Consider the following 25,289-nt stretch of genomic DNA (forward strand, 5'->3'; position numbering starts at 1 on the left):
TGAGGAGGGATAACCTATGGCAGCGCAAGAATCAGCGCGAGATCGCGCCACGACAATGGCTTTGGCATTGGTGGTTTGGGGATTAGCGGGCGCAGTTTTTGGCGCTATTTTTGTTGCCGTGCAACAGGTGTTAATTGCGTTTCATTTCACGGGTTGGCAGCCGTTAATTGTCGGCACCTGTATTGCGGCTATGACGACATCGGCGTTGTACAGTGCGATGACGGTGGCATTAGTTGGGGCGGGGGCGGGGGTATTGGCGTCAATTGGTTATTTGGTGGGTGCTGGGCAGCAGGTGGAATTACCGATGTTGGCTGGTTTAACGGTTGGTATGGGGGTTATTTCGGGGGCGTTATTCAAGTTGGGGCCGCATCATAATGCGCGGGCATTGGGTGTGACATTAACAGGTTTATTAGCTGGTACGAGCGCTGGATTGGCGATGGCTATTCTGTTGTCATTATCGCCTCAACCAATTGCGCCGGCGGTGATTGCGGCGGGGATTGTGGCGTTGGTTGGGACGTTATTTGAGTTTAATCAGGCGTGGTTAATTGATATGAGTCGTGGGCGATTGGCCACGTTATTTGGGGCGCCGTTGGTGGCGGGTTTAACGGCGGCGGTGGTGGGGATTAGTGTGTGGATTATGGTTGGTTCGGGGGCGAATCTTGATTTGCCGACTAAAGAACGGATTTTGAGTTTTGTCAATGATGTGCCGGCGGGGTTGATGGGGGGGTTAATTGGTGGTTTGGTGAGTGCATTGTTATTGAAAGCGTTGGGTTGCCGTATTGAAGATTATGCGGATATTTAATGTTTGAGTGAGTTGTTAAAAGGTCGCGGCTGTTCCCGCGCTGGTGCGTGGGAACGATTAAATCCCCAGTCAGGCACTATTGCCTTACCATTGACGTGGCATAAATTCAATTGGGTTTTGAATGGATGCTGAATTGCCGGTGGCGCGAATACTTAATAGGCCGCGTTTGATTGCCATTTCTTCGGCGCCGGCATTCGCTGTTAGCCAAGCGACTGCGCCATACATGCGATTATTTGCATAGCGCGGCACCCATTCTTTTATGCAATCGAGTTTGGCAATAAAATGAGTGACATCTTTTGGGCGTAATGTGGTTTTGACTTCGACGACCACTACTTCATCGCCATTGTGCGCGAGGATGTCGAATTCATAATTGCCACCATTGGGGGTGCGGCCCTTGAGTCGGGTGCTGGTATCTGCAATGAGAATGTCGCGCTGGCGTAATAGCGCAACCAAATCGCCTTCTACCAGCGATTCCATCAATTTTCCCCATTGACCGACAAAAAGCTCTTCAAGCGCTTTCGTTTTCTTTTCCATCCGTTGGGCGGATTCGTTCAGGAAGCGTTCGGTTTCTTTGTGCGATGCCGCGAGTTCCTGAAGTATACGGTCAGTTTCCTTGTGCGATGCCGCGAGTTCCTGAAGTGTACGGTCAGTTTCTTTGTGCGATGCCGCGAGTTCTTGAAGTGTATGGTCAGTTTCTTTGTGCGATGCCGCGAGTTCTTGAAATTTGCGGTCAGTTTCCTGAAATTTGCGGTCAGTTTCTCGAAATAAATTGAGAATTTCTTCATAGGTGGTGGACATGTCGCGTTTCCTGTGTTGGTTATTGGATTCACTGTAGAGTATACATCCAACACACTCCACCGCATCGCTTGTTATTCCGGGTGACGTAGTGTTTGCCTATTCACTCTTATTTATTCAATTTGCGTGATCTTGGATTGAATTGGAATTGAAATCAATTAACCGCTACCGTGAGATCGGGGCGGTTTTTTTGTTGATGCTGGGGATGTTGGCTTGCCCGATTGGAGTAGCTGAGGTTTTGGTGGGTTGGTAAGCCTTTAACAGCGTAACTTTTTGATTTTTAAGGTAAAAATATCTCGATCTGTGGACAGATTCAGGGCGATACATGGACAGATTCGGGATGATATGTGGACAAATTCAGGGCGATACATGGACAGACGAGGTTGACGAATGGGTGGGGCGGTTGGGTGTGGTGTCGGTTGTGCGCCCACCGTGTGGTTTGCGCTTTTTAGTTTTTAAATTTTTATCTTTTAAGATTTTCGGACGGCGTAAGTGTTTGATTTTGACGGTGGAAAATGTCTCTATATGTGGAGGGATTCGGGATGATATGTGGAGGGATTCGGGACGATATGTGGAGGGATTCGGGATGATATGTGGAGGGATTCGGGATGATATGTGGAGGGATTCGGGATGACATGTGAGAAGGTTTAAGTTCTCATTTTTTAGTATACTCGGCGCCACTTGTTCACCAATCACACTGTAATTATATGACTGATAAACCCGAAATTGTGACGAAGTCTAACGCGCTCGTCAGTGCTACCTACCGTCTCACTGTCGCCGAACAGCGCATCTTGCTGGGCTGTATTGCGCAGGTGACTCCACGCGAGCCAATCACGGATGCGGTGATGTATAAGGTCACAGCCGCGCACATTGCGGCATTAGCAGAGACTGACAGAAATAGTATTCACGAGGAATTAAAAGAAGCGGCGCTACGCTTGAGTCGGCGGGAAATTTGGATTACGCAATTGCCGAATGGTGGCGGCAAGCATAAACGGACGTTAGTCACGCGCTGGGTGCAGACTGTCGCTTATGAAGAGGGTGGTGATATTTATTTGAGATTTAGTAAAGACATCCTGCCGTACATTTCCGAATTACAAAAGGAATTCACCCGTTATGCTTTAGCCGATATTAGTAAGTTTGATTCGGCCTATTCCATTCGGTTGTATGAACTGATGATGCAATACCTCAGTAAAGGCGAGCGTGAAATTGACGTTGAAGAGTTGCGGCATATTTTGATCTTGGATGATAAATATCCGGCCATTGCTGATCTGAAGAAATGGATTATTGACCCGGCGATTAAAGATATTAACGCGCAAACGCCGATTCATGTGGCGTATGAGCAGATTAAAGCGGGGCGGCGGATTGTGGCGTTTAAGTTTTTGATTCGCTCGAAGGTGAAGGCGAAACAGCCAGCCGCGCACACGGCGCCGCCGGCTACACCGCCCGCAAAACCGACCTTGACTCGTGCTTATATCGAGAAACATGCGCGCCCCGGCGAATCTTGGGCGGCGGCGACTGAGCGCTTGCAACGCTTACTGAGTACCAGTGTCTGAGCATTCCGCCTTCTGTGGCATTAAAACAACGACCGCAACGGCGCCAATGTGGTAAAAAAACGGGAGTTGCTGCATCAATCCTGTTGACGAATCACGTTTAAGCGGTTAGGCTTGCAGGCGATTGTTGGTGATCTTGCCACATATGCAAAAAACAACACCGACAGGTACATGCCAATTCTAACGTTGAAATTGACCCATGCAGGATGCCATTTAACGCTGTGGGCGGTTCTGTATGTTGACCAATTGATGTGCCACCTTTTATCCCGCATTTACCCGCTAACGGCGCCGGTTGCGTCGTGATTTGCAATACGGTTGCGCCCTCTGGTGTGACCTACGCTTTAGAATTTATCATCAGTCGTGATAATCTAGGACTTGTTACCTAAATCATTCACGCTGACCTTTTAGTTTTTTTTGTCACAACACTCATACGGAGTTTTTCTGTCATGTCACGACCAACTACTTACGGTACTTTGGAAAAAGTTTTAGAAATCTACGCTGGCGTCTGGAGCGCTGCTGCCGACGCTGAGGGTGCGAATTATTGGGTTCAACAAGTTGAAGCCTGGACGACGCCCGAAGATGCGTATCAACCTTATGTCAATTTGGTAAATGGCTTTTTCGATCAGGAACTAGTCCAAGCCAAGTACGAGGATGAAGCGGGCGCGCCGCTAACGGGTGATGCGTTTTTGACCGCGTTGTATCAGAACGTGTTCATGGTGGATGCGCCGGATGCGGAAGGCTTTGCTTACTGGCAGGCGGCGATGTCGGCGGCGGGCATTACCGATTACAACAGTGCCGGTGTGGGTGCGTTGGTCATGCAGATGATTGACGGTATGTGGGCGAGTGCGGCCACGACTGAAACTACGCAGATGATGTACCAGAATTGGGTGACGGCGTGTTCTGATTTTTATGATTACCAGACTGAAAATGATCTGGGCGGCTATTCGGAAATGACGCCGGTTGAGCAGCAGGCGTTTTTGGCGACGGCGGCCAATTTGGTCAGTGGCATTACGTCTCAAACCACACCAGAAGAAATTCAAGCAGCTGTGGATGCTGCGAGTAACGCTATTACACCACTGGCCTACACGGTTGAGGGCGCGGCGACCTCCCTGTCTGAAGGTGGTACGATTGAGTATACAATCACATCAAATGTGCCAGTGACAGAAGATGTGACGCTCAACTACTCGTTGACTGGCTCGGGTGATAATCCGGCGACTGCGGATGATTTTTCCACCGCGACCGCTGGCACTGTGACCATCGCCGCTGGTTCCAATACCGGTACATTTAGTGTGGGTGCCAAGACTGGTGATGGCGCGGAGTTCACCGAGCAGTTCACCGTGACCGTGACTGATGGCGCGGCAGCGACGATCGGGTCGGTGACAACCTTGTTGGTTGATACCTCGACGGGGGATGACATCAAGCCGGTAGTGGCAGCTGATCAGACCTTTAATTACAACGAAAACCAGGTTGCGGGCGCCACTATTGCCACAGTTGTGGCAACTGATGACCGGGTCGCAATTTCTGGCTTTAGCATTGTGTCTGCGGTGGAAAATACGACCACGCCGGCAGCGACGCCTGTCAACTATGCCAATTATTTTGCGATTGATGCGACAGGCAAGTTGAGTTTGACGGCGGCAGGTGCGGCAGCAGCGGCAGCGGCGACTGAAACGGTGCCGGCAACGACATCTGCGCCGACCAATGATTTTGAAACTGCGCCGAATGGCTTTAAGGTGACAGTGACCGCCACCGATGCGGCTGGTAACGTCTCCGACGCTGTTGACGTCATGCTCGAAGTGGAAGACTTAGACGATACTCCGCCAGCAGTCACGTCCGCTGTCATTGTGGGCAATAAGGTCACACTCAATTTTGGTGAGGCACTTAATACTACTGTCGCTTCACCACTTGCGGGCGATTTTCAAGTGACCGTGACTTCCGCAACGGGCGGCGCCGGCGTGAATAATGTCGTCGGTGTTATGGTTGAAAGTGCTGCAGTGGTCTTGACGCTGGCGAGTGCGGCGGCGGCGGGTGAAACATTTAAGTTGGCTTACACGCCTGGCGCTAACACGCTGCAAGATGTCGCTGGCAATGACGTATTAGCCTTTGCGAATCAAGCGGTAGTTGTGGATACCACCGCGCCAGTAATTACCGCCGGTCAGACAATCAGTTACATCGAAGGCGCGAATGATGATGTCACTGACCTCGTCTATAAGGTGCAGGCGACTGATGCCGATTCCAGCATTGCCAGTTTCGGTATTGAATCAGGTAATACTGATGGCTTCTTTGCGATTGACGGCAAGGGTAATATCACCTTGACTGCGGCGGGTTTAACAGGCGCGGCCAATGATTATGAAACGACGCCGAACAGCTTTACGCTGGCGATTAAAGCAACGGATGTGGCAGGTAACTCGGCGACTGAAAATGTCGTGATTAACGTGACTAACAATCCAGCCGATGATGCTGAACAGCCGCTTGAGTTGTCACTGACTAGCCAAACCGATGCGTTGGAAGGTGCTGGTGGTAATGACACTTTCATTGGCGATCAAACGAGCGTCAACCCCGCTGATGTGATTGATGGGAATGATGGTACGGATACGGCGCGTTTTACATTCGCACCCAATCTTGATGCCACTTATATTCTCACTTCGCGTGAAGTCGAGGTTTTCAAGCTACAGAATGCTAGTGTTGATAAGAATGTAGTGTTCAATGCTGTCAATGTGGCCGGCATGACTACTCTGACCAATAACAACAGCAGTGAAACCCTGACTGTCACTAATGTTGCCAACAATGCTGCAATCAGTGTAGTTGGCGGCGATGTGGAGACAGTTGAGACAGATGACTTCAAAGTCACCTATCAAAATAGCGTCAATACCGGCACTGCGAAAATTGCGCTGTCGGGAGTAGCACTGGATACACTCGATCTCACGGATGGTTTTGCGACCTATGAGATTGCTACAACGGGCACGGCCAGCAGCACGATCAATGATTTTGCGGTGTTGACTGACCTGAATGCTGATACCGACTATGACGATGCTGCCGAGGTGGTCAATCTCAGTAATTTGGCGTCTATTACCTTCACTGGTGACAAGCAGTTGACTGTCACAAGTGAGTTGGAACGTGTCTCTACTTACGACGCGACTAACAACTCTGGCGGTGTGCAGGTGGTGATTGATGATGCAGCGAATGTCAAATTCACCGGTGGATCAGGTAACGATCGTGTGGATGTGCAGGCTGTAGGATTGACAGGTAGCGACAATCTCGAAGGCGGCACTGGTACTGATACGTTGCGCATCGCTGATGGCGACATGATGTCGGTGGTGAATGCCTCTAACGTCAAGGGCTTTGAAGTGTTAGAAGTCCGCGCAACCGTAGGCACTAATGAGGTTTACAATGTTGACAATATCATTGCCAGCAATGCACTCACTGGCGTCACCCTGTCGGGCGGCAATGGTGTCGGCGGGCAGACATTTACGGTCAACAACATCAATGCGGGTGCCACGAGCAATATCAAGTTCGAGCTGTCCGATGATGATGTTCTTGATAATGTTACATTAACGGGTAAGGGATTCTTGCCTGGTGGTACTTCTGACACGGCAACGCTTCAACTCAAAAATATCGCGGGCGAAGATGGTATTGACGTCGGTACCCTCGACTTTACCGATGTGGATAGACTGTCCTTCACCTCTACTAGTGACGGTACCCCAGCGGCGGGCGAAGGGAATTCGATTGCTGAACTGCTTGCCCCAAGCCTAACAAGCATCACCATCAGCGGCGATCAGTCATTCCATTTGGGAACTGGTGTTAGCACGACCGCGTTGACATCGGTGGATGGCAGTGGGCTGACGGGAACAACGCCGGGCACTTACGGTTTGACGTTGGATGCCAGTGATGGCTCGGCGGCCAAATTGGAAGTCAAAGGGACGGCTGATGCGGATACCGTTATCGCCAGCAAGAATGGAACGGCGCTGACCTTTTATGGTAACGGTGGCTCCGATAACGTGACTTTGGATTCCGGACAAGCCAGTAACTTGCAGTTCACGACGGCAACGCTCGGCTCGGGTGACATGAAGGCCGGCAATACCATTACTGTATCTGGTGCTGAAGCGGCGAATGATCTCCAAATTAATTTGGCGGCGGGCGTCGAAGCGGTGCTGAAATCAGCCACCACTAACCTGGGGGCGGCGAGTGCAAACGTGGCATTAACCACCACGATTGATGCCAACAGCAATGTTGCTTATCTCACTGGCCAAGACTTGAACAATAACGGTACGTTTGATAGCGCATTGCGAATTGACTTGAGTGGCAATGGCGCTTTTGATGCCAATACTGATTGGCAGGTGATTGTGGATAACACCAAGACGACGGGTGTGACCTACAATGCCACAACGGACTCATTCACCTTTGACACTTTGGAAGCAGTTGCTGCTGTCAATCAAGCCCCTGTTTTCAATCCCCCCGGACCTTTCACTGTCGTTACGAATGCGGCGGCAGGTACGGTGGTAGGGAATGTTGTTGCTGTTGATCCCGAAGCAGGCGTTGTGACTTATGGGATTGAGGCTGCTGGCAATATTGACGTTAATAAGAATGGGATTGCACCCTTTACGATCAATGCTGCCACAGGGCAGTTGAGCGTAACTGATGGTAGTGACTTGGCTGCCGGCAGTGTCTCGAACCTGTTCATTCGCGCAACAGATTCTCTTGGCAAGAGTGACACTGCTCAGGTGACGGTGAATGTGACAGCAGGTGGCGTGAATCCAACCTATACGTTGACACCCGCGACGGCGACGGTGAATGAAGGCACTGCGCAACTCTTTACTTTAGCCACGACCAATGTGGTGGATGGGACGCAGTTGAATTATGCCATCACTGGTACCGGTATCACGACGGCGGACACGACGATCCCGCTGACTGGTACGGTGATGGTGAATAGCAATGCAGCGACCTTGACATTGACGCCGATGGCGGACGTGGCAACTGAGGGCAATGAAACTGCGACGATCACGCTGACCAGTGTTGGTGCGCAGGTCGGTAATACAGCGGCGCTGACCATTACCGATACCAGCACAGCCGGTGGTGGCGGTGACACTGAAGTAAGTATGGACGATATTGGTGGTACACAGCTGGCGCCGGCGAGCTTTGACGCGGATACAGGTGCACTGGTATTGACTGATCTTGCGGCAACGCAAAATTTTGTCGACGTGAGTAATTTTGGAACTGACGATGAGCTACATTATGAAATTACGAGTGAAAGTCTGTTGACAGTGTCCAATGCCGGAAATGATGTCACCTTAATACTTAACAACAATGGTACTGTCTCTCAGATTACCTTGTTGGGTGTGGCAACGCCTAATGACCTCATTTTCGATGTCGAGTCGTTTAATCTTCTTCCAGTAGGTGACATCACCTTCCCGTTGTGATCCTTCATTTCACCTTCCGCTGCTGACAGGTAGCGGAGATTGGTGGTGAGTAAAATACCCTGCTAAGATAAACGGCAAAGCCGCTTATTTTGGCGGGGTTACTTCGCATAATCCCGACACACTTCCTTTGAAATGAGACGAGGTTCTTATGGCACTTTTAAATCCGAACCTATACGGCACCTTGACTTCAACAACCCCCACGTTCACGTTGCCCGAGCAAATGCGGGCAATCATTATTGATGCTGATGGTGGACAGTCAATTAACATTGCTAACGGGGCATCACTCGCGCTGAGTAGCAGCAAGGGAACAAATAGCTTTAATATTCAAGCGGATTCGACGGCATTTGTGGTTTCCCGTTCGGGAGCGACGGTGACGTTGTTGGATAATAATAGTGGTCAACAAATTGAAATACCGGCCACGACCTCTGAGCAAACCATTCGGTTTGGCGATGGTAGCGTTAAACTGGTGATTAGTAGTGGTGCGGTCAAACTTGGTAGTCAAGCATTGACCGAAACAGCATTAGCAATTTCAGCATCATTGAATGCTGATGATTCATCAGCCAGCTTCTTCTCTAATCAAATCACGAAGAATCTTGATACACTGGGCGGGACTCAGCAGGTGCCGTCAAGTTTTGATACAGGGGATGGGGCTTATCTATTAACTGATGCCGCTTCTGTTCCCAATGTTGTGCGCGTCACTGATTTCGGTGCGGATGACCAGCTTAAATTAACCGCCACTGCTGAATTGTTGAGCATTGAGAGCAGCAATACTGATGCCATTGTGACTATTAATGATAATGGAATTGTTTCGCAAATTACATTGGCTGAGATATTAACGAATAATGACATTGTTTACAATTTAGAAAGTTTTAATGCCTTGCCGGTGGGCGATATTCTGTTGGCCAGCAATAGCGCGCCAGCAACCACCAAGGATGTTGACAATTTAGGTACCGCGACTGCGCCAGCCGCTTTCGATGCCGGGTCCGGGGCGTTTTCATTAAAGGACACGGCGGCGGCGCCAAATTTCGTTGATGTGAGTAATTTTGGAGCGGACGACGTTATCCAGTTTGAGAGTGCAAGCCAATCTTTATTGTCGATCAGTTCGTGGGAGACTAACGTGACAATGACTATTAATCAAAGTGGCGTGATTTCTCAATTGAATTTGATTGGAGTGACGACAGCAAGTAGTTTGGTTTTTGACGTTAATAGTTTTGATGCCTTACCTGTGGGTAACATTAGCTTTGTTTAGGGTGCTGTCGGGCGCATCTGTCTATCTAAACTAAATCATATTCGTGCGTTATTTTTAACGAGGAGTTGCACCATGGCACTGTCTAATCCAAATGTATACTTTACTTTTACTACATCTACGCCGCCGTTTACGCTCCCGGCTGATATGCAGGCAAACATTATTGATGCTGACGGGGCGCAGACAATTAATATTGCGAGTGGCGCTTCCCTGAGTCTTTCCAGTTGCAAGGGAACAAATGATTTTAATATCCAGGGTGAATCTAGTGCATTCAAGATTTCCCGCACGGGCAGTACGGTTACGTTGACGGATGAGGCGACAGGGCAACGCATCGAATTGCCCGCCACGACCTCAGTGCAAACGATTCGGTTTGCGGATGGCAGTGCAACGCTGGTTATTGAGGGTGCCGTGAAGTTTGGTACCCAAACGGTAGATGGCACTGCAACGGCCATTACCACAGCATTGAACGCTGCGGATACGTCAGCATCATTTTTTTCTTCCTCTAATCAAACCACTAAAAGTCTCGATGCGCTTGGTGGTACTCAACAGTTGCCGGCAAGTTTTGATGCTGGCACCGGTGCGTATTTACTGACTGATACTGCTACCACGCCGGATGTGGTGCGGGTGACGAATTTTGGTGCAGATGACAAGCTGCAACTAACGACGGCAACCAATTTGCTGGGTATCAGTAGTAACGGCACTGATGCGGTGGTGACTATCAATAGCAATGGGACGGTGTCACAGGTGACGTTGGCGGGCGTGGTGCCAGCGGGTAGTCTGGTGTACGATCTGACCAGTTTTAACGCGCTGTCGGTTGGTGATATTACGCTGATTGGCAGTGGTGGAACGACCAACAGTGCGCCGGTGTTGAATAACCAGACTCTGAGCGTTGCGGCGGGGGCGACGGTTGGCACAGCCGTTGGTCAGGTAGCAGCAACGGATGCTGATGGCAGCATCGCTGGGTACGCGATTTTGACGGGCAATGTGGATGTTGATTTGGATGGCACGAAAGCGTTTGCGATTGATACCAAAGGGACGCTGACGGTCGCTGATACGCAGGATTTGGTGGATGGTGGCGCTAATGATCCGTTCACGCTGACGGTGCAGGCGACGGATAATGGTGGCGCGACTGATACGGGGACGGTCACTGTGAAGGTGACGGCGGCGACCACGCCCACTAATCAACTGCCGGTTGTTTCACCGGCCAGTTTTGCCGTTTCAGAGGATGCCTGGACTGGTGATTGGATTGGCGACGTTTGGGCCACCGATGCGGATGGTACGGTCGTGAATTATGCGATCACGCAAGGTAATACGGATGTTAATTTGAATGGCACCAAGGCTTTTGCGATTGATAGTTGGGGCAGTTTGACGGTTGCTGATCCGGGCGATTTACTTGATGGCGGCGTAAATGATCCTTTCACTTTGACGGTGCAGGCGACGGATAATGCGGGTGGCGTGGGCAGCGGTGTCGTGACAGTTGATGTGACTGCCCAAGGGAGCGGTTACATTGACCTTGAGGCATTGGGCGGTAATTACTATAGTTCACCCGCTTATTTTGATGCAGCAGCCGGGAGTTTTTACCTTTCCGATACTTGGGATGATAATGCCTACGAAGGCAGTTGGACGTCCATTAGCGGGCTGGGGTGGGATGACACGTTAGAGTTGTATTCAGTGTCGCCAGTCATTGTTTATCAGTACGGCAGTGACGTTGAGGTGTATTTTGAGAATTCCTACGGTGTATATTCTCAAGTATCCCTGCCGGGCATAGCAGCCGGATTGCCTGCCAACGCAATCTACGATGAGTACACTTTGGGGTTGTATTCCGGCGCGGTTATCGATGTTTGGGGTGGCAGTTCACAGCAGTACATTGATTTGGAAGCATTAGGTGGTAATTACTATAGTTCACCCGCTTATTTTGATGCTAGTTCAGCAGATTATTACTTCTACGACACCTATGATGACAACAGCTACGAAGGCAGTTGGACGTCCATTAGCGGGCTGGGGTGGGGTGACACACTGGAGCTATATTCAGTGTCGTCGGTCAATGTTTATCAGTACGGTGATGACGTTGAGATGTTTTTTGAGAATTCCAACGGCATATCTTCGCAAGTCTCTTTGGTGGGCGTTGCGACAGGTCTTGCGGCGGGATCAATTTATGACGTTGCCAGTCTGGAGTCGTACACCGGTGCAACGATTTTCGCGTAGTGCCAGCCAGTTGACTGCGGCCGCGCACTGAGTGGGTATGCGCATTCGCATCTGTCGTTTGGTCAGCCCAGGCGACAGGTGTGGCATTTAGAGTACGGTTGCAATTTCGACACAGCGCGCCTATCTTCTAGTATCCGTTGTCACCTTGCTTAAAGGTGATAACTCTCTATTTATCAACAACAGAATTTTGCACACTCGTTGCGACAACTTGTGTAAAATAGATACGCATCCTGTTGTCTTCCTGCAACACTTATTTGTCTTTAAAATAACCCGACGAGGCGAATGTGAGTTTTGTCGAGTGACTAATGCAACCGCTGTCACTGTATTTTAAGTGCGGCATGTTTTAGTATCTTACGTCAAATGCCCCGTCGCCCTCTGTTTCCAGTAGCAACACAACACTTCACCCTTGAGAGAGGAAATCTACATGGCTATTAATCCGAACGTCTATGTCACTTACACTGGCACTACCCCAGCAATGACCATGCCAACTGGTGCTGCTGCCAGAATTACTGATTCTGCCGGTGATCAGACTGTCAATATTGCTAACGGCGCCTCGGTTGAAATCTCCGGTGCCTCTGGTGCAAATATCATCAACATTCAGGCGGATTCGACGTCCTTCACGGTGATGCGCAGTGGTAGTACGTTGATTTTGACCGGGGCGAATGGACAAGAGATTCGCATTCCAGCCACGGCGACTGAGCAAACACTGAAGTTTGGTGATGGCAGTGTTGGCTTGATGGTCGGTACTACTGGGGTGGTGCTGGGTACGCAAGTGGTTGACGCAACGGCGGCAGCATTAGACCCGACACAACTGGATGCGGCGGATACCTCTGATTCCGTGTTTGAGACGGGCAGTTCAACGCCGGCCGTGCCAACAGTGACGCTGTCACAAACGCCAACGGATGGCATGATTGATGAGGATGGCAGCGCACATCCAACCAGTGTGACCTATACCGCTACGCTGAGTGAGGCGGCCGCGGCTGATGTGACCATTCCGTATGTGTTGTTGGGTACGGCTGAGGCGGGTGCGGATTATACCGGCAGTACCGGCACGGGCAGTATCACAGTGGCGGCGGGCGACTTGTCAGGCAGTTTGACCTTGACGGCGGAGGCGGATACCACGACTGAAAGTACGACGGCGGAGACCATTTCGGTCAATCTGATTTTGCCGCAGGGCTATCAGGCGGCGAGTGCGTTATCTGTGACGACGCAGTTGAATGACACGAGTTTGACGCCGGCGGGTGGGCAGACGGCGGAATGGGTGGCGGGGGGTAACACCACGCCGTTTGATGCGGCCGCCGCTGATATGCTGTTCCAGATCAATGCCGGCGGTACCTACACTTATAACATCAGTGGTTTTGCGGCAGGTGATACGTTGGATTTCCCAGACGGCAACGCACCGACCGTCAACAATGGCGACTTTAATGATAACGCGGTTGATGTGGTGTGGGCGTCAATGGGTAATGTGACGACTATTCATTTGACAGGGTTGGCGGCTGGTGAAGACATGTTGCTGAATTCGGTTGCGGATTTTAACACGGTCTTTGGCGCCGGGACGATCATCTAAGTCATGTTCTTCAGTGGTCTCGGCGGCGGGTGCGTTGAGACACAGTGATTGATTTTTAACCTAAATTCATTGCGTGTGGAGAGGTTTGTATGGCAAGTGTATTTTTAGAACCAGGTGACAACTTTACGTTGGCCAGTGGCGCGAAAGTGTACGGTTCAACCGGATCAGAAAAAGTCATCGTGAATACCGGCGTGACCGGTGTGGTGTTGGATCAGAACGTCGAGCGCGTTGATTTGGCGGGTGACTTTAGCACCTTCACCTATCAGCAAGCGGGTAATCAGTTGAAGGTGTTTTCCGGCACGACGTTGGTGGCCACTATTCCGTTGCAGGGTGATGCTGACGGGACGCAGATTGTCACGACGGCGGGTAGTGTGGTGGCGAAGTTGTCCGGTGGTGTGATGACGCTCGGTGGTACGGATGTGCCGAGTGCGGCGGCGGGTGTGGTGGCGCCGGCGACGGTTGATGCGGGTGTCACGACTGGGGCGACGCTGCCACCGACGCTGCCGACGTTTAGCATTGCTGGGCCGGGGAGTGTGATTGAAGGCGGGAGTGCTGAGTACACGGTGTCGCTGAGTGCGCCACAAGGCAGTGCGACTACGGTGAATTTTGCCACTGCGTTGGGTGGTGGGGCGTCTAGCACTGATCTTGGCACGGTGACGGTCACGGGGACTGGTGTCACGACGGCGGGTTCGACGCTGACGTTTGCTGCTGGCGCGACGTCGGCCAAAATCACGGTGCCGGTGCCGTTTGATGGTTTGACCGAAACCGGTGAGACGGTGGCGTTGACCTTGTCCAATCCTAGCACGGGTATGGTGCTGGGGACGTCGTCGGTGACGACGGCGCTGCAAGATCCAGGCCCGACCACTTATACGATGGTGTCGGATGCAACTGCTGGGACGTCAACGCAGGAAGGTAAGACGCTGACCTTTACGATTACGCCGGCGAGTACGGTGCCGACCGATACGACGATGACGTTGAATCTGACTGGCACGACGTTGGGTGCGATTACGAAACAAGCGGATGCGGCAGATTTTTCGCCCAGTTCGGCGACGGTGACGTTTAAGGCGGGTGATACCGGCCCGAAAGTGACGACCGTGACGGTGGTGGCGGATGGTTCAACGGAAGGCACTGAGGCGTATCAGGCGCAGTTGTTGGATACCAGTTATGCGGCGTTGGCCACGACCACTGGCACGATTACGGATGCGTTGCCGTCGCTGGTTTTGACGCAGGATAAGTCGGCGGTGGATGAGGGCGGGAGTGTTGTCTATACCGTGACGTCGGATATGACGGCGCCGACGGGTGGTATTTCTGTGCCCTATACCCTGGCGGGAACGGCGACGACTGGCACGGATTATACCGGCGGGACGGCGACGGGTGGCACGATTACGATTGCGGCCGGCAGTAAGACGGGTAGCCTGATTCTGAATACGGTGGCGGATAATGCGACGGAGTCGCTGGAGACGATGAAGGTGACGCTGGGGTCGCCGAGTTTCGGGACGGTGGTGAGCCCGGGGTATGTTGAGACGACCATTAACGATACCAGTAAGGCTCTGGGTGCAGCAGAAATCGCGCTGACCGGTGCGGCAACGGTCGATGAAGGCGGCGATCTGGTTTATACGGTGACACGCGGTTCGGCGGTGGCGACGGGTTCAACCTTGACCATTCCTTATGCGTTGACCGGTGAGGCAACCAACGGGACGGATTACACCGGCAGCGCCGCGACTGGCAATCTTGTGATGGCAGCAGGCGCGAGTTCCGCTTCCTTAACGCTGAAAGTGACCGCCGATAGCCTGACGGAAGCCACCGCAGAAAACATCATTATGACGCTCGGCACGCTGCCCGCCGGTACCACCGTTGCAGCCGGACGTCCCAGCACAATCACGACGGCAGTGAATGACACCAGCAAAACGGTACTCGGTGATACCGGTACGCTGACAACACTCGCCACCGATAGCGTGCTCAATAAAACCATCGTCAATGGTGTGTTGGATACCGTTGCTCCGGCGACCAATCGCACTTGGCATGTCTCCGATACCATTTCTGGTACTGCGGCTGCATCCGATGCGCTGAATGCCATCGTGCTGGGTAACACTGCTAACGCTACGACTGACTCCTATGCCGGTCTGACTACCACGCTGATTGAAAACTTCAATTTCCGCTACATCGATAACAACGATAGTGCTACTGCTACTGGTGCGACGATTGATGCGTCGGGCTTGAGCGGCGCGGCGAAATTGGCGGTCAGCGGCAGCACAATCAACGGGACGACCAACAGCGATACCTTCACCATCACTAATGCGGTGGCGACGGCAGCAGCAGAAGTCTCCAACAATTCTAGTTTGTTGAATGTGAAGTTTGATAACGCGGGCACGGCATCAACCGCAGATTCCATGAAGTTGGTCACCAGCGGTGGCAGCACCGGCACCGTGACACTCGATGACGTCGTGAACAATGGTTTTGTGACGGTCAATGTGACCACCGAAACCGCTGCGTCAACGCTGAAAGGTTTGGATGCTGGTTCGACGTTTACAACGTTGAATGTGAGCGGTAATCAGGGCTTGACGATCACGAATGCGTTGCCAACCACCGTGACCATCATCAACGCAGGTGCGAATTCGGGCGCAGTGAAGCTGACGACAAACTCCAGCACGTTGACGGCTACCGGCGGCACCGGCACAGCGGATGTGTTGACGCTGAACACGATTCCAACCGGTACGATTTCCGGCTTTGAAACGGTGGTAGCAGGTGCGGCGAACTCAACGCTGAGTCTGGCAACTGTGACTGGTGCGACTAAATTGGGCGTGGCGACTGGCTTGACCAGTGCGGCGTTTACCAATGCGGCGGCAACGACCAACACCATCCATCTGTCCGGCAGCTATCAGCCCAATGGTGCGGCGCTCACCACCAGCACAAGTTTGACCACCGGCACGCTTGCTTATACGCCAGTGAGTGCAACGACGGTGGCGACGGATACGTTGACGATTGCGGTGGATAACGGCGGTACGGCGAACACCGGCACTTACACGGCTGGCAACATCGCCGCGAATCAGATCGAAAGCCTGACGCTGACGACGGCCGATTGGACGAATGTCACGACCGGCACCATCACCCAGACGGTGGCGTCAACGGTGGCGGGTTCGTTCACGGCGTCGGGTGCAGCCAATTTGACATTGGGAACTGTCAATATCACGGGCGGTTTGGATACTACCACCGATACTTACAACTTCGGCGGCGTAGCCGGCACTCTGAATACAACCATCGGCGATACCGGCAATGCCAGCGTTACTGGTGCAGCGGGCGCGGATACGTTGACGACGACCAGTATGGGTGACACTGCAACGGTGTTCACGCAGACCTTCAATCTGGGCACGGGTGACGACAACATCACCTTTGTTTCAGGAACTACTGCTGGTGTAAATGAAGTTGTTCTTACTGGCGCTGGTGTTGACAAGCTGATCCTCAACGGCGAGGCGGGCAACGATAAGTTCAGCTATACAGCAATTGCTGCTGCCAATACCGACTTGGTGACAATTGCGGGCGGTTTAGGGACGGATACGCTGTATATTTCATCTGCTGCTGCCAACGGACCGACGGCGACAGTGTCAGGGGTAGAGGCAATTACCTTTGCTGACACTACTGCTGATGTTACAACCATCTTAACTTGGGCGGCTGGTGCGACCGACATCGTGACCATCACCGATGTTTCCACGAAAGTGCAAACCCTGAACATCACGACAGTCGCCGGTTCGGGTGTACTCAACACGAGCAACTGGTCGTGGTTGGGTTGGGCAGCGGCAGATAAGTTCTCGGTGACTGGCGACACCGGAAACGATGTGCTGACCGGTACGATTGGTTTGGATACGATCATCGGTGGTAGTGGGAATGACACCATCGTGGGTGGCGACGCGGTAGATGTCATTACTGGCGGCGAGGGTGCGGACACGATCAATCTGACAGAGTCGGCGGCGGCGGCGGATGTTGTGGTCTTCGCTACTGGTGATACCGGCATTACTGTTGCGACCGCCGATGCAATTACGGGCTTTGCAACAACTTCAGATCAGTTGAAAACGGGCGTTGCTGGCGTTGCTACTGGCACTGCTGCTACCACTGAAAACTACACTGAAGCTGTGGCAGTAGTTGCTGATTTCGCAGCGGCTCTAGCTGCTGCGAACATTGCTTTGGCTGCCACCAACGTTGCTGAAACGACTGCAACTATTGGTTATGACTTCCAATGGGATGCAACGAATGGCTACTTGTTCATTGACCGTGATTCAAGTGGCACTGCTGACGAGGTAGTTGTTTTGGTTGGGATTACCGACGCGGGAATTGCGGCTGGCGACATGATTGCTTAAATCTGGCATCCGTGTAGGTTGGGTTGCCGCTGTTGGCAACCCAACTTCTCACCCACCGCTTCAACCTGACTGAATGAAAATGCCCGCCGCTTGATTTTGAATCGGGCGGCGGGTTTTGTTTTTAATGAGCAACCAAAAAACCATAACCAATTGATTTGTTTTGCGGTGGATGCTGGGCTACATGCGTAACCCAACCTACGAACTACTTAATCATCACACTACTTGCGAGGCTCTTCATGCCGATTCCACTAACTACCTCTTACGAAGAAATTACCTGTAAGCTCGATGAATATGTTCAAGAGTGTACTGCCGTTGCTGCCGATACCACTCATGGCTACAAGAAAAAGGAGGCAGCATTGCGCGCCGACGGTGCTATCCGCCTCTGGATGACACTGTTCGTGGGTGAAGCAGCCAGACTCGCACCGGATATGCGGAAGCGCGTCGAACATGATCTGGTCAGACTGCGGGAAATAGTTCAGAACATCCCTATTGACGAGTAGTTGGGTTGCCGCTGTTGGCAACCCAACTTTTCACCCACCGCTTCAACCTGACTGAATGAAAATGCCCGCCGCTTGATTTTGAATTGGGCGGCGGGTTTTTTGTGGTGCTATTGGAGAATAAAACGTGGGACATCTGTTTGCTGAAATTGGCTTGAGCAATCCGCGTCGCCCAGAGCTTAAACCGCTGGTCGTCAAAGCGTTAGTTGATACGGGGGCATTGATGTTGTGCATCCCAGAGCACGTTGCGGTGCAATTGGATTTGCAAACGGAATCAGTGCGCGAAGTGACCGTTGCTGATGGACGTGCAATCAAAATCCCCTATGTTGGTCCCGTTAAAGTGATGTTTGAAGATCGGCTGTGCTTTGTTGGGGCGCTCGTGATGGGCGATGAAGTGTTACTCGGCGCGGTACCAATGGAAGATATGGACTTACTGTTATCGCCCAGCCGACAAACTGTGGTGGTCAATCCCGCCAGCCCGAATATCCCTCATGCACGGGTGAAGTAGCAGCAAAGGTTGGGTTGCCGCTGTTTGGCGACCTGACGGGGTGAGATGAGAATGAAAATGCCCGCCGCTGGATTGGAGAATTGGGCGGCGGGTTTTTGATGGCTGCATTGAAATTAGAATCATATTTTTTGGTAACTAATGGAGCTAAACCATGATGTTTCATATTCTGCTCGAACACGCCGAAGATGGTTGGGTCGTGGCCGAATGTCCTGCCCTCCCTGGATGCGTTTCACAAGGACAAGACGAACAGGAAGCAATGAGCAATATCAGAGAAGCAATCGAAGCATGGTTATGGGCTGAAGATCAAAAAGCACTCGCTCAATGCGTGACGAAAACGCCCATTTTAGTTGCGGTGTAACAAGATGGGACGCTTAAATGGTGTTTCTGGCAAAATGGCAGTCAGTGCTTTTCAGAAAGCAGGTTGGTCTGTTGTAGGACAAGTGGGCAGTCATGTTGTGATGACTAAAGGGATGATGCGTGTGAACCTTTCAATTCCACAACATCACGAATTATCAGTTGGTACACTACGTGCGTTAATTCGCAACGCTGGGATCACTGTGGATGATTTTTTGCGGTTATTAAATGCTTAAAATCTTTAGCAGCGTCGGTTGGGTTGCCGCTGTTTGGCGACCTGACTGGGTGAGACGAGAATGAAAATGCCCGCCGCTTGATTTTGAATTGGGCGGCGAGGTTTCTTTTAATGAGGAGTGATTGTGATGAATGATTGGGCTTTTTCACAATGCAAGCAATTTTTAGAGCATTGCATACTTAATAATCCGAACAATAATGAATTTATTCAGACTTACTGAACACTTATTGAACAGAAGTCAAATTTTGATCTGGAGTTGTCTAAGCTCAACGTAGACGCTCAAAAAATTTGGCACGAACACAATCTGCAAATGTTAAATCAACTACCACCGCAATCAACCGTGTAGCAGCGTAGGTTGGGTTGCCGCTGTTGGCAACCCAACCTTCCTGCCAACGCTTGATGCTTGATTTCAACCGCCCTCGGGAAACTGGGGGCGGTTTTTTTATTGAGAGGTGCTACATTGCACAATGAATTTTGAATGGGACGACACCAAAAGCGATGCCTGCTTTGTTCAGCGCGGTTTTGATTTTGCGTATGCGGCCAGAGCTTTCTTTGACCCAGACCGTCTGATCCAAGCTGATACCAGGTACGATTACGGCGAAGATCGCTACCAACTGCTGGGCAAAATTGAACAGCGCCTATTTGTGGTGGTTTATACAATGAGACATGACAGCACCCGCATCATCTCAGCACGCAAAGCCAACCAACGAGAGGTCAAGCATTATGAAAACAGTACGCATCAAGATTGATCCTGCTATCCCAACATCGCTGGCATCTGGACGAATTGACCCGGCGCGAGTAGATGCCACAACCGAAGCCGAGCTTGCCAAACAGGCGGCGACCGACGAAGCAAACGCCATGCAGGATGCAGCCAAATTCGCTCGCCGTAGCCGTATCGGTCGGGTTGCCGCTGTTGGCAACCCAACTGCTCACCCACCGCTTCAACCTGACTGAATGAAAATGCCCGTTGCTTGATTGGAGAATCGGGCGGCGGGTTTTTGTTTATCCTTTCAATCGCTAATGATGTATAAAACTGACTATCATGCGCCGAACTGAGTTAATGCGTCATTTGCAACAACATGGGGTTACGCTGATTCGTGAAGGGCGTCGTCATACGATTGTTGGCAAAGACATGTTGAAATCGCAAATCCCACGACATCGTGAAATCGTTGATGAACTGGCACGACAAATCTGCAAAGATTTGGGATTACCATTTGTGAGGTGAATAATGCACTACCGAGCAATTTTGAAACAAAGTGATGGTTGGTGGATTGGGCGTTTAATTGATTTACCGGGGGTGAATGCGCAAGAGAAAACACGCGAAGCGTGTTTGCAATCGTTGCGCATTGGTGCTGAGGACATGTTGGCAACACCAATTGAATTTGACGCAGAATCAATAATGACCATCATCGAAGTGCCAGATCGCGTTGCTGCGTAACAGCAAAGGTTGGGTTGCCGCTGTTTGGCGACCTGACTTCTCACCCACCGCTTCAACCTGACTGAATGAAAATGCCCGTTGCTTGATTTTGAATCGGGCGGCGGGTTTTTTATGGGTGGAGTGGTTTATAATTAAGCCACAGCAATTGACGCAACGGAGTTGACGAATGCCGACGATTAGCATGTTTTATGGGATATTGGTGTCTATGTATACATTGGATACTCAAAAACATCATCTGCCTCATATTCATGTTAGATACAATGAATATAAAATCGTGTTGGCAATTCCTAATGGTGAGATACTGGAAGGTCAATTGCCGAACCGCCAAATGAAATTGTTGCAAGCATGGATTGAATTGCATCAGGATGAGTTGATGGCAGATTGGTTTTTAGCGTCCAGCGGGCAAACTCCATTTAAAATAGATCCATTACGTTAAGGAGATTTGGAAATGACACCAGATGCTATTCAGGTCAAACCATTACCTGATTTTCGTCTTGAAGTTGATTTCGCAACAGGCGAACATCGCGTTTTTGATATGAAGCCGTATCTTTCATATCCCGCATTCGCGCCACTCGCTGATGATAATTTATTTATGAAAGCATTCATTGTTCATGGCGTCATCACTTGGAACGATGAAATCGATCTTTCTCCTGATACGCTTTATTTATTAGCCGCGTAGGTTGGGTTGTGTGCCATGCGCGGGATTGGTGAATAATGACCAAACCCAACGGCACACAACCCAACATTTCCCGCCCATTCAACCCAATTCAATTGAATTAACCGTTGCTTGAATTGGAATTGACATGAACCAACCGCCGCCGCGCAATCGGGGGCGGTTTTTTTATTGCGGGCGGGGAATGTTGGGTTGCCCGATTGACGGCGGTGGATTGGTGACGGTGTGGTGGACGGGCAACCCAACCTACAATCCGATGTGGTTTAATAATGCCCGCCGCTTGATTGAAAAATCGGGCGGCGGGTTTTTTATGGGTGTAAGTTGGGCTATCATTTGGTATGGAAATCGAATTTGATCCTGAAAAAGCCGCTGCGAATCCTATCAACCATGAAGGAGTGACGTTTGAAGAAGCAAGTCAGGCATTATTTGATCCGTATGCGCTGACTCGTGAAGATAGCGATACCGAACAAGAGCAGCGATTTATCACACTCGGCATGGGTGCCAAATCGCGTATTTTGGTCGTTGTATGGACATTACGCGGCGAGCGTATTCGCTTGATTTCGGCGTGGAAAGCCAATCAACCCCAACGGAGGCGCTATGAGCAACAATTCTGATCCTCTCTTTGTACGCTATGCCGAGATGGATTTTGCCGATGCACAACCCGTCGCGGCAGTGCCTGCATTAGCACAGTTACAAGCAGAAACGGTTGGCAAAACCTATGTGACGTTGCTATTAGAAAATGAGGTATTGGCTGCCCTCAAATTGCGTGCCGAAATAAATGGCTGCCATTATAAAACGCTGATCAATGAAATACTGATACGAGCCGCGTAGGTTGAGTTGCCGCTGTTGGCAACCCAACTTCTCACCCACCGCTTCAACCTGACTGAATGAACATGCCCGTTGCTTGATTGAAAAATTGGGCGGCGGGTTTTTTATTCCCCCCCTTTGGCAAAGGGGGGTTGGGGGGATTTAATCAAAAACGGGGAATGTTGGGTTGCCCGATTGACGGCGGTGGATTGGCGGGATTTAATCAAATAGAAAACGCCTTAACGCTCGCTATTCTGCAAACACTCAATAACACTGGCACGCCATTTGATCTGTCTGATTGGCGTTCCATCACTGTGTTTTTTATTGGTGTCCAGATACACACCAAAACGATGCCCTAGCGCAGTCAATTCATAATACAGTTTATCTTTATGATCACGCTGCTCGGTTTGTAATCCAGCATTCGTTATTTTGGGATTCACTGAATGTACAGTACAATTCAAACGTAATGCCAGATCAGAGACCGCTAATAACACTTCTTGATCGGGTGCCTCAAGATAAATGTGACCCATCGCTTCTAATAAATTCACACCTGTGAAATGCCGAATGGCACGATTAGCAGATAGCCGCGCTTGATTGCCCCGCAATCCAAACGCTTTCGCCGCACGAATGAATACCAGCACCAGATTGGCGGCGTATTCATAATTGGTCATGGTTGGTGTTGATGGTGGCTCCGGCGTTTGCTCTGTACGCGGATTAGTGGCGTGACCTTTTGACCAATACTCCCACAACACATCATCGCATTCGTTTTGATAGGCAATGATGTTGTCGCGGATTTCGGGTTTAACTTTATTTGGGTAAATGGTCATTAACCAGCCGGGGAGTTTGCGCAGGGCGAGGCAGCATACGGAGCGACGCTGAATATCGCTAGGTAGCTGCATTGAGATTTCCTCAATGCAGGCTGTAAATCTTTGATTTTCTTTTAATTTAGTGAACTGGCCTGCCCAGTCCAACCCCATGCCCTCAACGACCGGTTTCATCGGGACATACGGCGTACCGTCAACATCAATTAAAAAGAGAGTCGTAGCGCGGAAGGGAACAGGAATTAAACTTGACATGACTGACTCCGTTGTTAATTAACAGGAGTCCGCCGCTCTGGTGATTATCAGAAGGGTGGCGGACTGCGTGAGGTAATCACAACCGTACAACGGAACGGCGAACCTTGCGGCTCCCTCAAACAATCCACCATTGACTAGACGATAACGCGCATAAAAAATGCACCGTTACGCGAGTTGATGCTGTGCGTCGTTGTACGATGCGGGTGTGATTATTCCCGACTGCCAGACGGCAGCGACACTAGGTAAGCACAACGCAACGGTCATGTCAACTGGGCAGTTCACCTGATTTCATTAAAGAGATCATCCTATGAACCGACTGCATGATGAGACAATACTGAATGAATTGCGCGACGTTGGCACGGCTTTTTTAATTGAAATTGCGCCGCAAATGCCATTAAACCTAGCCGCGTCGGTTGGGTTGTGTGCTATGCGCGGGATTGGTGAATAATGACCAACCCGAACGGCACACAACCTGACATTTCCCCCGAAGAAATCCCCCCTCCCCCCCTTTTGCAAAGGGGGGTAAGAGGAATGAAAATGCCCGCCGCTTGATTGGAGAATCGGGCGGCGGGTTTTTTGTGCGTGATTGGTTTATACTCAAGTCACAGCAATTGCCGCAACGGAGTTGACGAATGCCGACGATTAGCATGTTTTATGGGATATTGGTGTCTATGTATTGGATACTCAAAAACATCATCTGCCTCATATTCATGTGAGATACAATGAATATAAAATCGTGTTGGCAATTCCTAATGGTGAGATACTGGAAGGTCAATTGCCGAACCGCCAAATGAAATTGTTGCAAGCATGGATTGAATTGCATCAGGATGAGTTGATGGCAGATTGGTTTTTAGCGTCCAGCGGGCAAACTCCATTTAAAATAGATCCATTACGTTAAGGAGATTTGGAAATGACACCAGATGCTATTCAGGTCAAACCATTACCTGATTTTCGTCTTGAAGTTGATTTCGCAACAGGCGAACATCGCGTTTTTGATATGAAGCCGTATCTTTCATATCCCGCATTCGCGCCACTCGCTGATGATAATTTATTTATGAAAGCATTCATTGTTCATGGCGTCATCACTTGGAACGATGAAATCGATCTTTCTCCTGATACGCTTTATTTATTAGCCGCGTAGGTTGGGTTGCTGCTGTTTGGCGACCTGACTGGGTGAGATGAGAATGAAAATGCCCGCCGCTTGATTGGAGAATTGGGCGGCGGGTTTTTTATTCCCCCCCCTTTGGCAAAGGGGGGTTGGGGGGATTTAATCAAAGCAAGCGGTTGTGTGCCATGCGCGGGATTGGTGAATAATGACCAAACCCGAACGGCACACAACCCAACATTTCCCCCGAAGAAATCCCCCCTCCCCCCCTTTTGCAAAGGGGGGTAAGAGTAAAGCCCCCCTTTAACAAAGGGGGGTTGGGGGGATTTAATCAAAAGGGAAAAATTCAATTCACCGTTGCTTGAATTGGAATTGACATGAACCAACCGCAGCCGCGCAATCGGGGGCGGTTTTTTTATTCCCCCCCTTTGGCAAAGGGGGGTTGGGGGGATTTAATCAAAAACGGGGAATGTTGGGTTGCCCGATTGATGGCGGTGGATTGGCGGGACGCGGTGCGCGGGCAACCCAACCTACAATCTACAATCCGATGTGGTTTAATAATACCCGCCGCTTGATTTTGAATTGGGCGGCGGGTTTTTTGTTTTTTACGGAGTGCCAGTGGCTGCTGTGCGATAATCACGCCAGCCATTGACTGAGGTATTTCC

At 50.8% G+C, this 25,289-nt stretch carries 26 protein-coding genes; 24 read left to right on the forward strand and 2 right to left on the reverse strand.

Features of this window, described 5'->3' with window-relative positions:
- Nucleotides 1-16: 16 nt before the first annotated feature.
- Entirely contained in the window at nucleotides 17-802 is a 786-nt protein-coding gene (locus HUK38_RS06725; protein WP_182583555.1) for a spermidine synthase, read from the forward strand.
- 84 nt (nucleotides 803-886) lie between these two features.
- Here HUK38_RS06725 and HUK38_RS06730 read toward each other — a convergent pair whose 3' ends face one another.
- On the reverse strand, nucleotides 887-1,600 hold the full coding sequence (locus HUK38_RS06730) for a hypothetical protein (protein ID WP_182583556.1): 714 nt from the start codon (nucleotides 1,598-1,600) through the stop codon (nucleotides 887-889).
- Between the two features lie 704 nt (nucleotides 1,601-2,304).
- On the opposite strand from HUK38_RS06730, the gene HUK38_RS06735 reads away from it, so the two are divergent.
- From HUK38_RS06735 to HUK38_RS06825, 19 genes are all read left to right on the forward strand, one after another.
- Nucleotides 2,305-3,150, forward strand: coding sequence for a replication initiation protein (locus HUK38_RS06735; RefSeq protein WP_182583557.1), 846 nt, complete (start codon nucleotides 2,305-2,307; stop codon nucleotides 3,148-3,150).
- A 443-nt stretch (nucleotides 3,151-3,593) separates the two neighbouring features.
- Nucleotides 3,594-8,561, forward strand: coding sequence for a beta strand repeat-containing protein (locus tag HUK38_RS06740; RefSeq protein ID WP_182583558.1), 4,968 nt, complete (start codon nucleotides 3,594-3,596; stop codon nucleotides 8,559-8,561).
- A 148-nt stretch (nucleotides 8,562-8,709) separates the two neighbouring features.
- Nucleotides 8,710-9,810 (forward strand): hypothetical protein, encoded by a 1,101-nt coding sequence (locus HUK38_RS06745; protein ID WP_182583559.1) that lies wholly within the window; start codon nucleotides 8,710-8,712, stop codon nucleotides 9,808-9,810.
- 72 nt (nucleotides 9,811-9,882) lie between these two features.
- Nucleotides 9,883-12,012 carry a cadherin repeat domain-containing protein gene (locus HUK38_RS06750; RefSeq protein ID WP_182583560.1) on the forward strand — a complete coding sequence of 710 codons (2,130 nt, stop codon included), beginning with the start codon at nucleotides 9,883-9,885 and terminating at the stop codon, nucleotides 12,010-12,012.
- A gap of 424 nt (nucleotides 12,013-12,436) precedes the next feature.
- Entirely contained in the window at nucleotides 12,437-13,579 is a 1,143-nt protein-coding gene (locus tag HUK38_RS06755) for a hypothetical protein (protein WP_182583561.1), read from the forward strand.
- Between the two features lie 89 nt (nucleotides 13,580-13,668).
- A complete protein-coding gene (locus tag HUK38_RS06760) occupies nucleotides 13,669-17,931 on the forward strand; it encodes a beta strand repeat-containing protein (RefSeq protein WP_182583562.1) in 4,263 nt (1,420 codons plus the stop codon).
- 236 nt (nucleotides 17,932-18,167) lie between these two features.
- Nucleotides 18,168-18,431 carry a hypothetical protein gene (locus tag HUK38_RS06765; RefSeq protein ID WP_182583563.1) on the forward strand — a complete coding sequence of 88 codons (264 nt, stop codon included), beginning with the start codon at nucleotides 18,168-18,170 and terminating at the stop codon, nucleotides 18,429-18,431.
- A gap of 124 nt (nucleotides 18,432-18,555) precedes the next feature.
- Nucleotides 18,556-18,936: a clan AA aspartic protease gene (locus HUK38_RS06770; protein WP_182583564.1), complete on the forward strand. Its 381-nt coding sequence runs from the start codon at nucleotides 18,556-18,558 to the stop codon at nucleotides 18,934-18,936.
- A 151-nt stretch (nucleotides 18,937-19,087) separates the two neighbouring features.
- Nucleotides 19,088-19,294 (forward strand): type II toxin-antitoxin system HicB family antitoxin, encoded by a 207-nt coding sequence (locus tag HUK38_RS06775; RefSeq protein ID WP_182583565.1) that lies wholly within the window; start codon nucleotides 19,088-19,090, stop codon nucleotides 19,292-19,294.
- Nucleotides 19,295-19,298: 4 nt separating this feature from the next.
- Nucleotides 19,299-19,526 carry a type II toxin-antitoxin system HicA family toxin gene (locus tag HUK38_RS06780; protein WP_182583566.1) on the forward strand — a complete coding sequence of 76 codons (228 nt, stop codon included), beginning with the start codon at nucleotides 19,299-19,301 and terminating at the stop codon, nucleotides 19,524-19,526.
- A 466-nt stretch (nucleotides 19,527-19,992) separates the two neighbouring features.
- Nucleotides 19,993-20,274 (forward strand): BrnT family toxin, encoded by a 282-nt coding sequence (locus tag HUK38_RS06785; protein WP_182583567.1) that lies wholly within the window; start codon nucleotides 19,993-19,995, stop codon nucleotides 20,272-20,274.
- Nucleotides 20,249-20,479, forward strand: a complete 231-nt coding sequence (locus HUK38_RS06790; protein WP_182583568.1) for a hypothetical protein — start codon at nucleotides 20,249-20,251, stop codon at nucleotides 20,477-20,479. Before HUK38_RS06785 ends, HUK38_RS06790 begins: the two co-directional genes overlap by 26 nt.
- A 106-nt stretch (nucleotides 20,480-20,585) precedes the next feature.
- The gene (locus HUK38_RS06795) at nucleotides 20,586-20,750 is read left to right on the forward strand and encodes an addiction module toxin, HicA family (protein ID WP_238787508.1); all 165 of its coding nucleotides are present in this window, start codon (nucleotides 20,586-20,588) and stop codon (nucleotides 20,748-20,750) included.
- A gap of 3 nt (nucleotides 20,751-20,753) precedes the next feature.
- Nucleotides 20,754-20,963, forward strand: a complete 210-nt coding sequence (locus HUK38_RS06800; protein ID WP_182583570.1) for a type II toxin-antitoxin system HicB family antitoxin — start codon at nucleotides 20,754-20,756, stop codon at nucleotides 20,961-20,963.
- Nucleotides 20,964-21,129: 166 nt separating this feature from the next.
- Nucleotides 21,130-21,399: a DUF4160 domain-containing protein gene (locus HUK38_RS06805; protein ID WP_182583571.1), complete on the forward strand. Its 270-nt coding sequence runs from the start codon at nucleotides 21,130-21,132 to the stop codon at nucleotides 21,397-21,399.
- A gap of 12 nt (nucleotides 21,400-21,411) precedes the next feature.
- On the forward strand, nucleotides 21,412-21,642 hold the full coding sequence (locus HUK38_RS06810) for a DUF2442 domain-containing protein (protein ID WP_182583572.1): 231 nt from the start codon (nucleotides 21,412-21,414) through the stop codon (nucleotides 21,640-21,642).
- A 124-nt stretch (nucleotides 21,643-21,766) separates the two neighbouring features.
- On the forward strand, nucleotides 21,767-21,991 hold the full coding sequence (locus HUK38_RS06815) for a hypothetical protein (protein WP_182583573.1): 225 nt from the start codon (nucleotides 21,767-21,769) through the stop codon (nucleotides 21,989-21,991).
- Nucleotides 21,975-22,250, forward strand: a complete 276-nt coding sequence (locus tag HUK38_RS06820; protein WP_182583574.1) for a BrnT family toxin — start codon at nucleotides 21,975-21,977, stop codon at nucleotides 22,248-22,250. The genes HUK38_RS06815 and HUK38_RS06820 overlap by 17 nt, the downstream gene beginning before the upstream one ends.
- Nucleotides 22,234-22,467 carry a BrnA antitoxin family protein gene (locus HUK38_RS06825; RefSeq protein ID WP_182583575.1) on the forward strand — a complete coding sequence of 78 codons (234 nt, stop codon included), beginning with the start codon at nucleotides 22,234-22,236 and terminating at the stop codon, nucleotides 22,465-22,467. Before HUK38_RS06820 ends, HUK38_RS06825 begins: the two co-directional genes overlap by 17 nt.
- Before the next feature lie 215 nt (nucleotides 22,468-22,682).
- Here the strand turns inward: HUK38_RS06825 and HUK38_RS06830 are convergent, their stop codons facing one another.
- Entirely contained in the window at nucleotides 22,683-23,519 is an 837-nt protein-coding gene (locus HUK38_RS06830) for a phage antirepressor N-terminal domain-containing protein (protein WP_182583576.1), read from the reverse strand.
- Nucleotides 23,520-23,826: 307 nt separating this feature from the next.
- Here HUK38_RS06830 and HUK38_RS06835 point away from each other — a divergent pair, with 307 nt between their 5' ends.
- The 4 genes from HUK38_RS06835 (at nucleotide 23,827) to HUK38_RS15090 (ending at nucleotide 25,276) form a co-directional block, all read left to right on the forward strand.
- Nucleotides 23,827-23,967, forward strand: a complete 141-nt coding sequence (locus HUK38_RS06835; RefSeq protein WP_182583577.1) for a hypothetical protein — start codon at nucleotides 23,827-23,829, stop codon at nucleotides 23,965-23,967.
- A gap of 228 nt (nucleotides 23,968-24,195) precedes the next feature.
- Nucleotides 24,196-24,417, forward strand: a complete 222-nt coding sequence (locus HUK38_RS06840) for a DUF4160 domain-containing protein (protein WP_338065372.1) — start codon at nucleotides 24,196-24,198, stop codon at nucleotides 24,415-24,417.
- Nucleotides 24,418-24,429: 12 nt separating this feature from the next.
- Complete coding sequence (locus HUK38_RS06845; protein WP_182583572.1) at nucleotides 24,430-24,660, forward strand: DUF2442 domain-containing protein; 231 nt, start codon at nucleotides 24,430-24,432, stop codon at nucleotides 24,658-24,660.
- Nucleotides 24,661-25,093: 433 nt separating this feature from the next.
- Nucleotides 25,094-25,276 (forward strand): hypothetical protein, encoded by a 183-nt coding sequence (locus HUK38_RS15090; protein ID WP_238787509.1) that lies wholly within the window; start codon nucleotides 25,094-25,096, stop codon nucleotides 25,274-25,276.
- Nucleotides 25,277-25,289 lie beyond the last annotated feature (13 nt).

It is taken from the genome of Thiospirillum jenense (assembly GCF_014145225.1).
Lineage (GTDB): Bacteria > Pseudomonadota > Gammaproteobacteria > Chromatiales > Chromatiaceae > Thiospirillum > Thiospirillum jenense.

Coding starts and splice junctions, on each gene's coding strand:
- HUK38_RS06725 (WP_182583555.1), top strand. CDS start 17: ATGGCAGCGCAAGAATCAGCGCGAGATCGCGCCACGACAATGGCTTTG.
- HUK38_RS06730 (WP_182583556.1), bottom strand. CDS start 1,600: ATGTCCACCACCTATGAAGAAATTCTCAATTTATTTCGAGAAACTGAC.
- HUK38_RS06735 (WP_182583557.1), top strand. CDS start 2,305: ATGACTGATAAACCCGAAATTGTGACGAAGTCTAACGCGCTCGTCAGT.
- HUK38_RS06740 (WP_182583558.1), top strand. CDS start 3,594: ATGTCACGACCAACTACTTACGGTACTTTGGAAAAAGTTTTAGAAATC.
- HUK38_RS06745 (WP_182583559.1), top strand. CDS start 8,710: ATGGCACTTTTAAATCCGAACCTATACGGCACCTTGACTTCAACAACC.
- HUK38_RS06750 (WP_182583560.1), top strand. CDS start 9,883: ATGGCACTGTCTAATCCAAATGTATACTTTACTTTTACTACATCTACG.
- HUK38_RS06755 (WP_182583561.1), top strand. CDS start 12,437: ATGGCTATTAATCCGAACGTCTATGTCACTTACACTGGCACTACCCCA.
- HUK38_RS06760 (WP_182583562.1), top strand. CDS start 13,669: ATGGCAAGTGTATTTTTAGAACCAGGTGACAACTTTACGTTGGCCAGT.
- HUK38_RS06765 (WP_182583563.1), top strand. CDS start 18,168: ATGCCGATTCCACTAACTACCTCTTACGAAGAAATTACCTGTAAGCTC.
- HUK38_RS06775 (WP_182583565.1), top strand. CDS start 19,088: ATGATGTTTCATATTCTGCTCGAACACGCCGAAGATGGTTGGGTCGTG.
- HUK38_RS06780 (WP_182583566.1), top strand. CDS start 19,299: ATGGGACGCTTAAATGGTGTTTCTGGCAAAATGGCAGTCAGTGCTTTT.
- HUK38_RS06785 (WP_182583567.1), top strand. CDS start 19,993: ATGAATTTTGAATGGGACGACACCAAAAGCGATGCCTGCTTTGTTCAG.
- HUK38_RS06790 (WP_182583568.1), top strand. CDS start 20,249: ATGAAAACAGTACGCATCAAGATTGATCCTGCTATCCCAACATCGCTG.
- HUK38_RS06795 (WP_238787508.1), top strand. CDS start 20,586: ATGCGTCATTTGCAACAACATGGGGTTACGCTGATTCGTGAAGGGCGT.
- HUK38_RS06800 (WP_182583570.1), top strand. CDS start 20,754: ATGCACTACCGAGCAATTTTGAAACAAAGTGATGGTTGGTGGATTGGG.
- HUK38_RS06805 (WP_182583571.1), top strand. CDS start 21,130: ATGCCGACGATTAGCATGTTTTATGGGATATTGGTGTCTATGTATACA.
- HUK38_RS06810 (WP_182583572.1), top strand. CDS start 21,412: ATGACACCAGATGCTATTCAGGTCAAACCATTACCTGATTTTCGTCTT.
- HUK38_RS06815 (WP_182583573.1), top strand. CDS start 21,767: ATGAACCAACCGCCGCCGCGCAATCGGGGGCGGTTTTTTTATTGCGGG.
- HUK38_RS06820 (WP_182583574.1), top strand. CDS start 21,975: ATGGAAATCGAATTTGATCCTGAAAAAGCCGCTGCGAATCCTATCAAC.
- HUK38_RS06825 (WP_182583575.1), top strand. CDS start 22,234: ATGAGCAACAATTCTGATCCTCTCTTTGTACGCTATGCCGAGATGGAT.
- HUK38_RS06830 (WP_182583576.1), bottom strand. CDS start 23,519: ATGTCAAGTTTAATTCCTGTTCCCTTCCGCGCTACGACTCTCTTTTTA.
- HUK38_RS06835 (WP_182583577.1), top strand. CDS start 23,827: ATGAACCGACTGCATGATGAGACAATACTGAATGAATTGCGCGACGTT.
- HUK38_RS06845 (WP_182583572.1), top strand. CDS start 24,430: ATGACACCAGATGCTATTCAGGTCAAACCATTACCTGATTTTCGTCTT.
- HUK38_RS15090 (WP_238787509.1), top strand. CDS start 25,094: ATGTTGGGTTGCCCGATTGATGGCGGTGGATTGGCGGGACGCGGTGCG.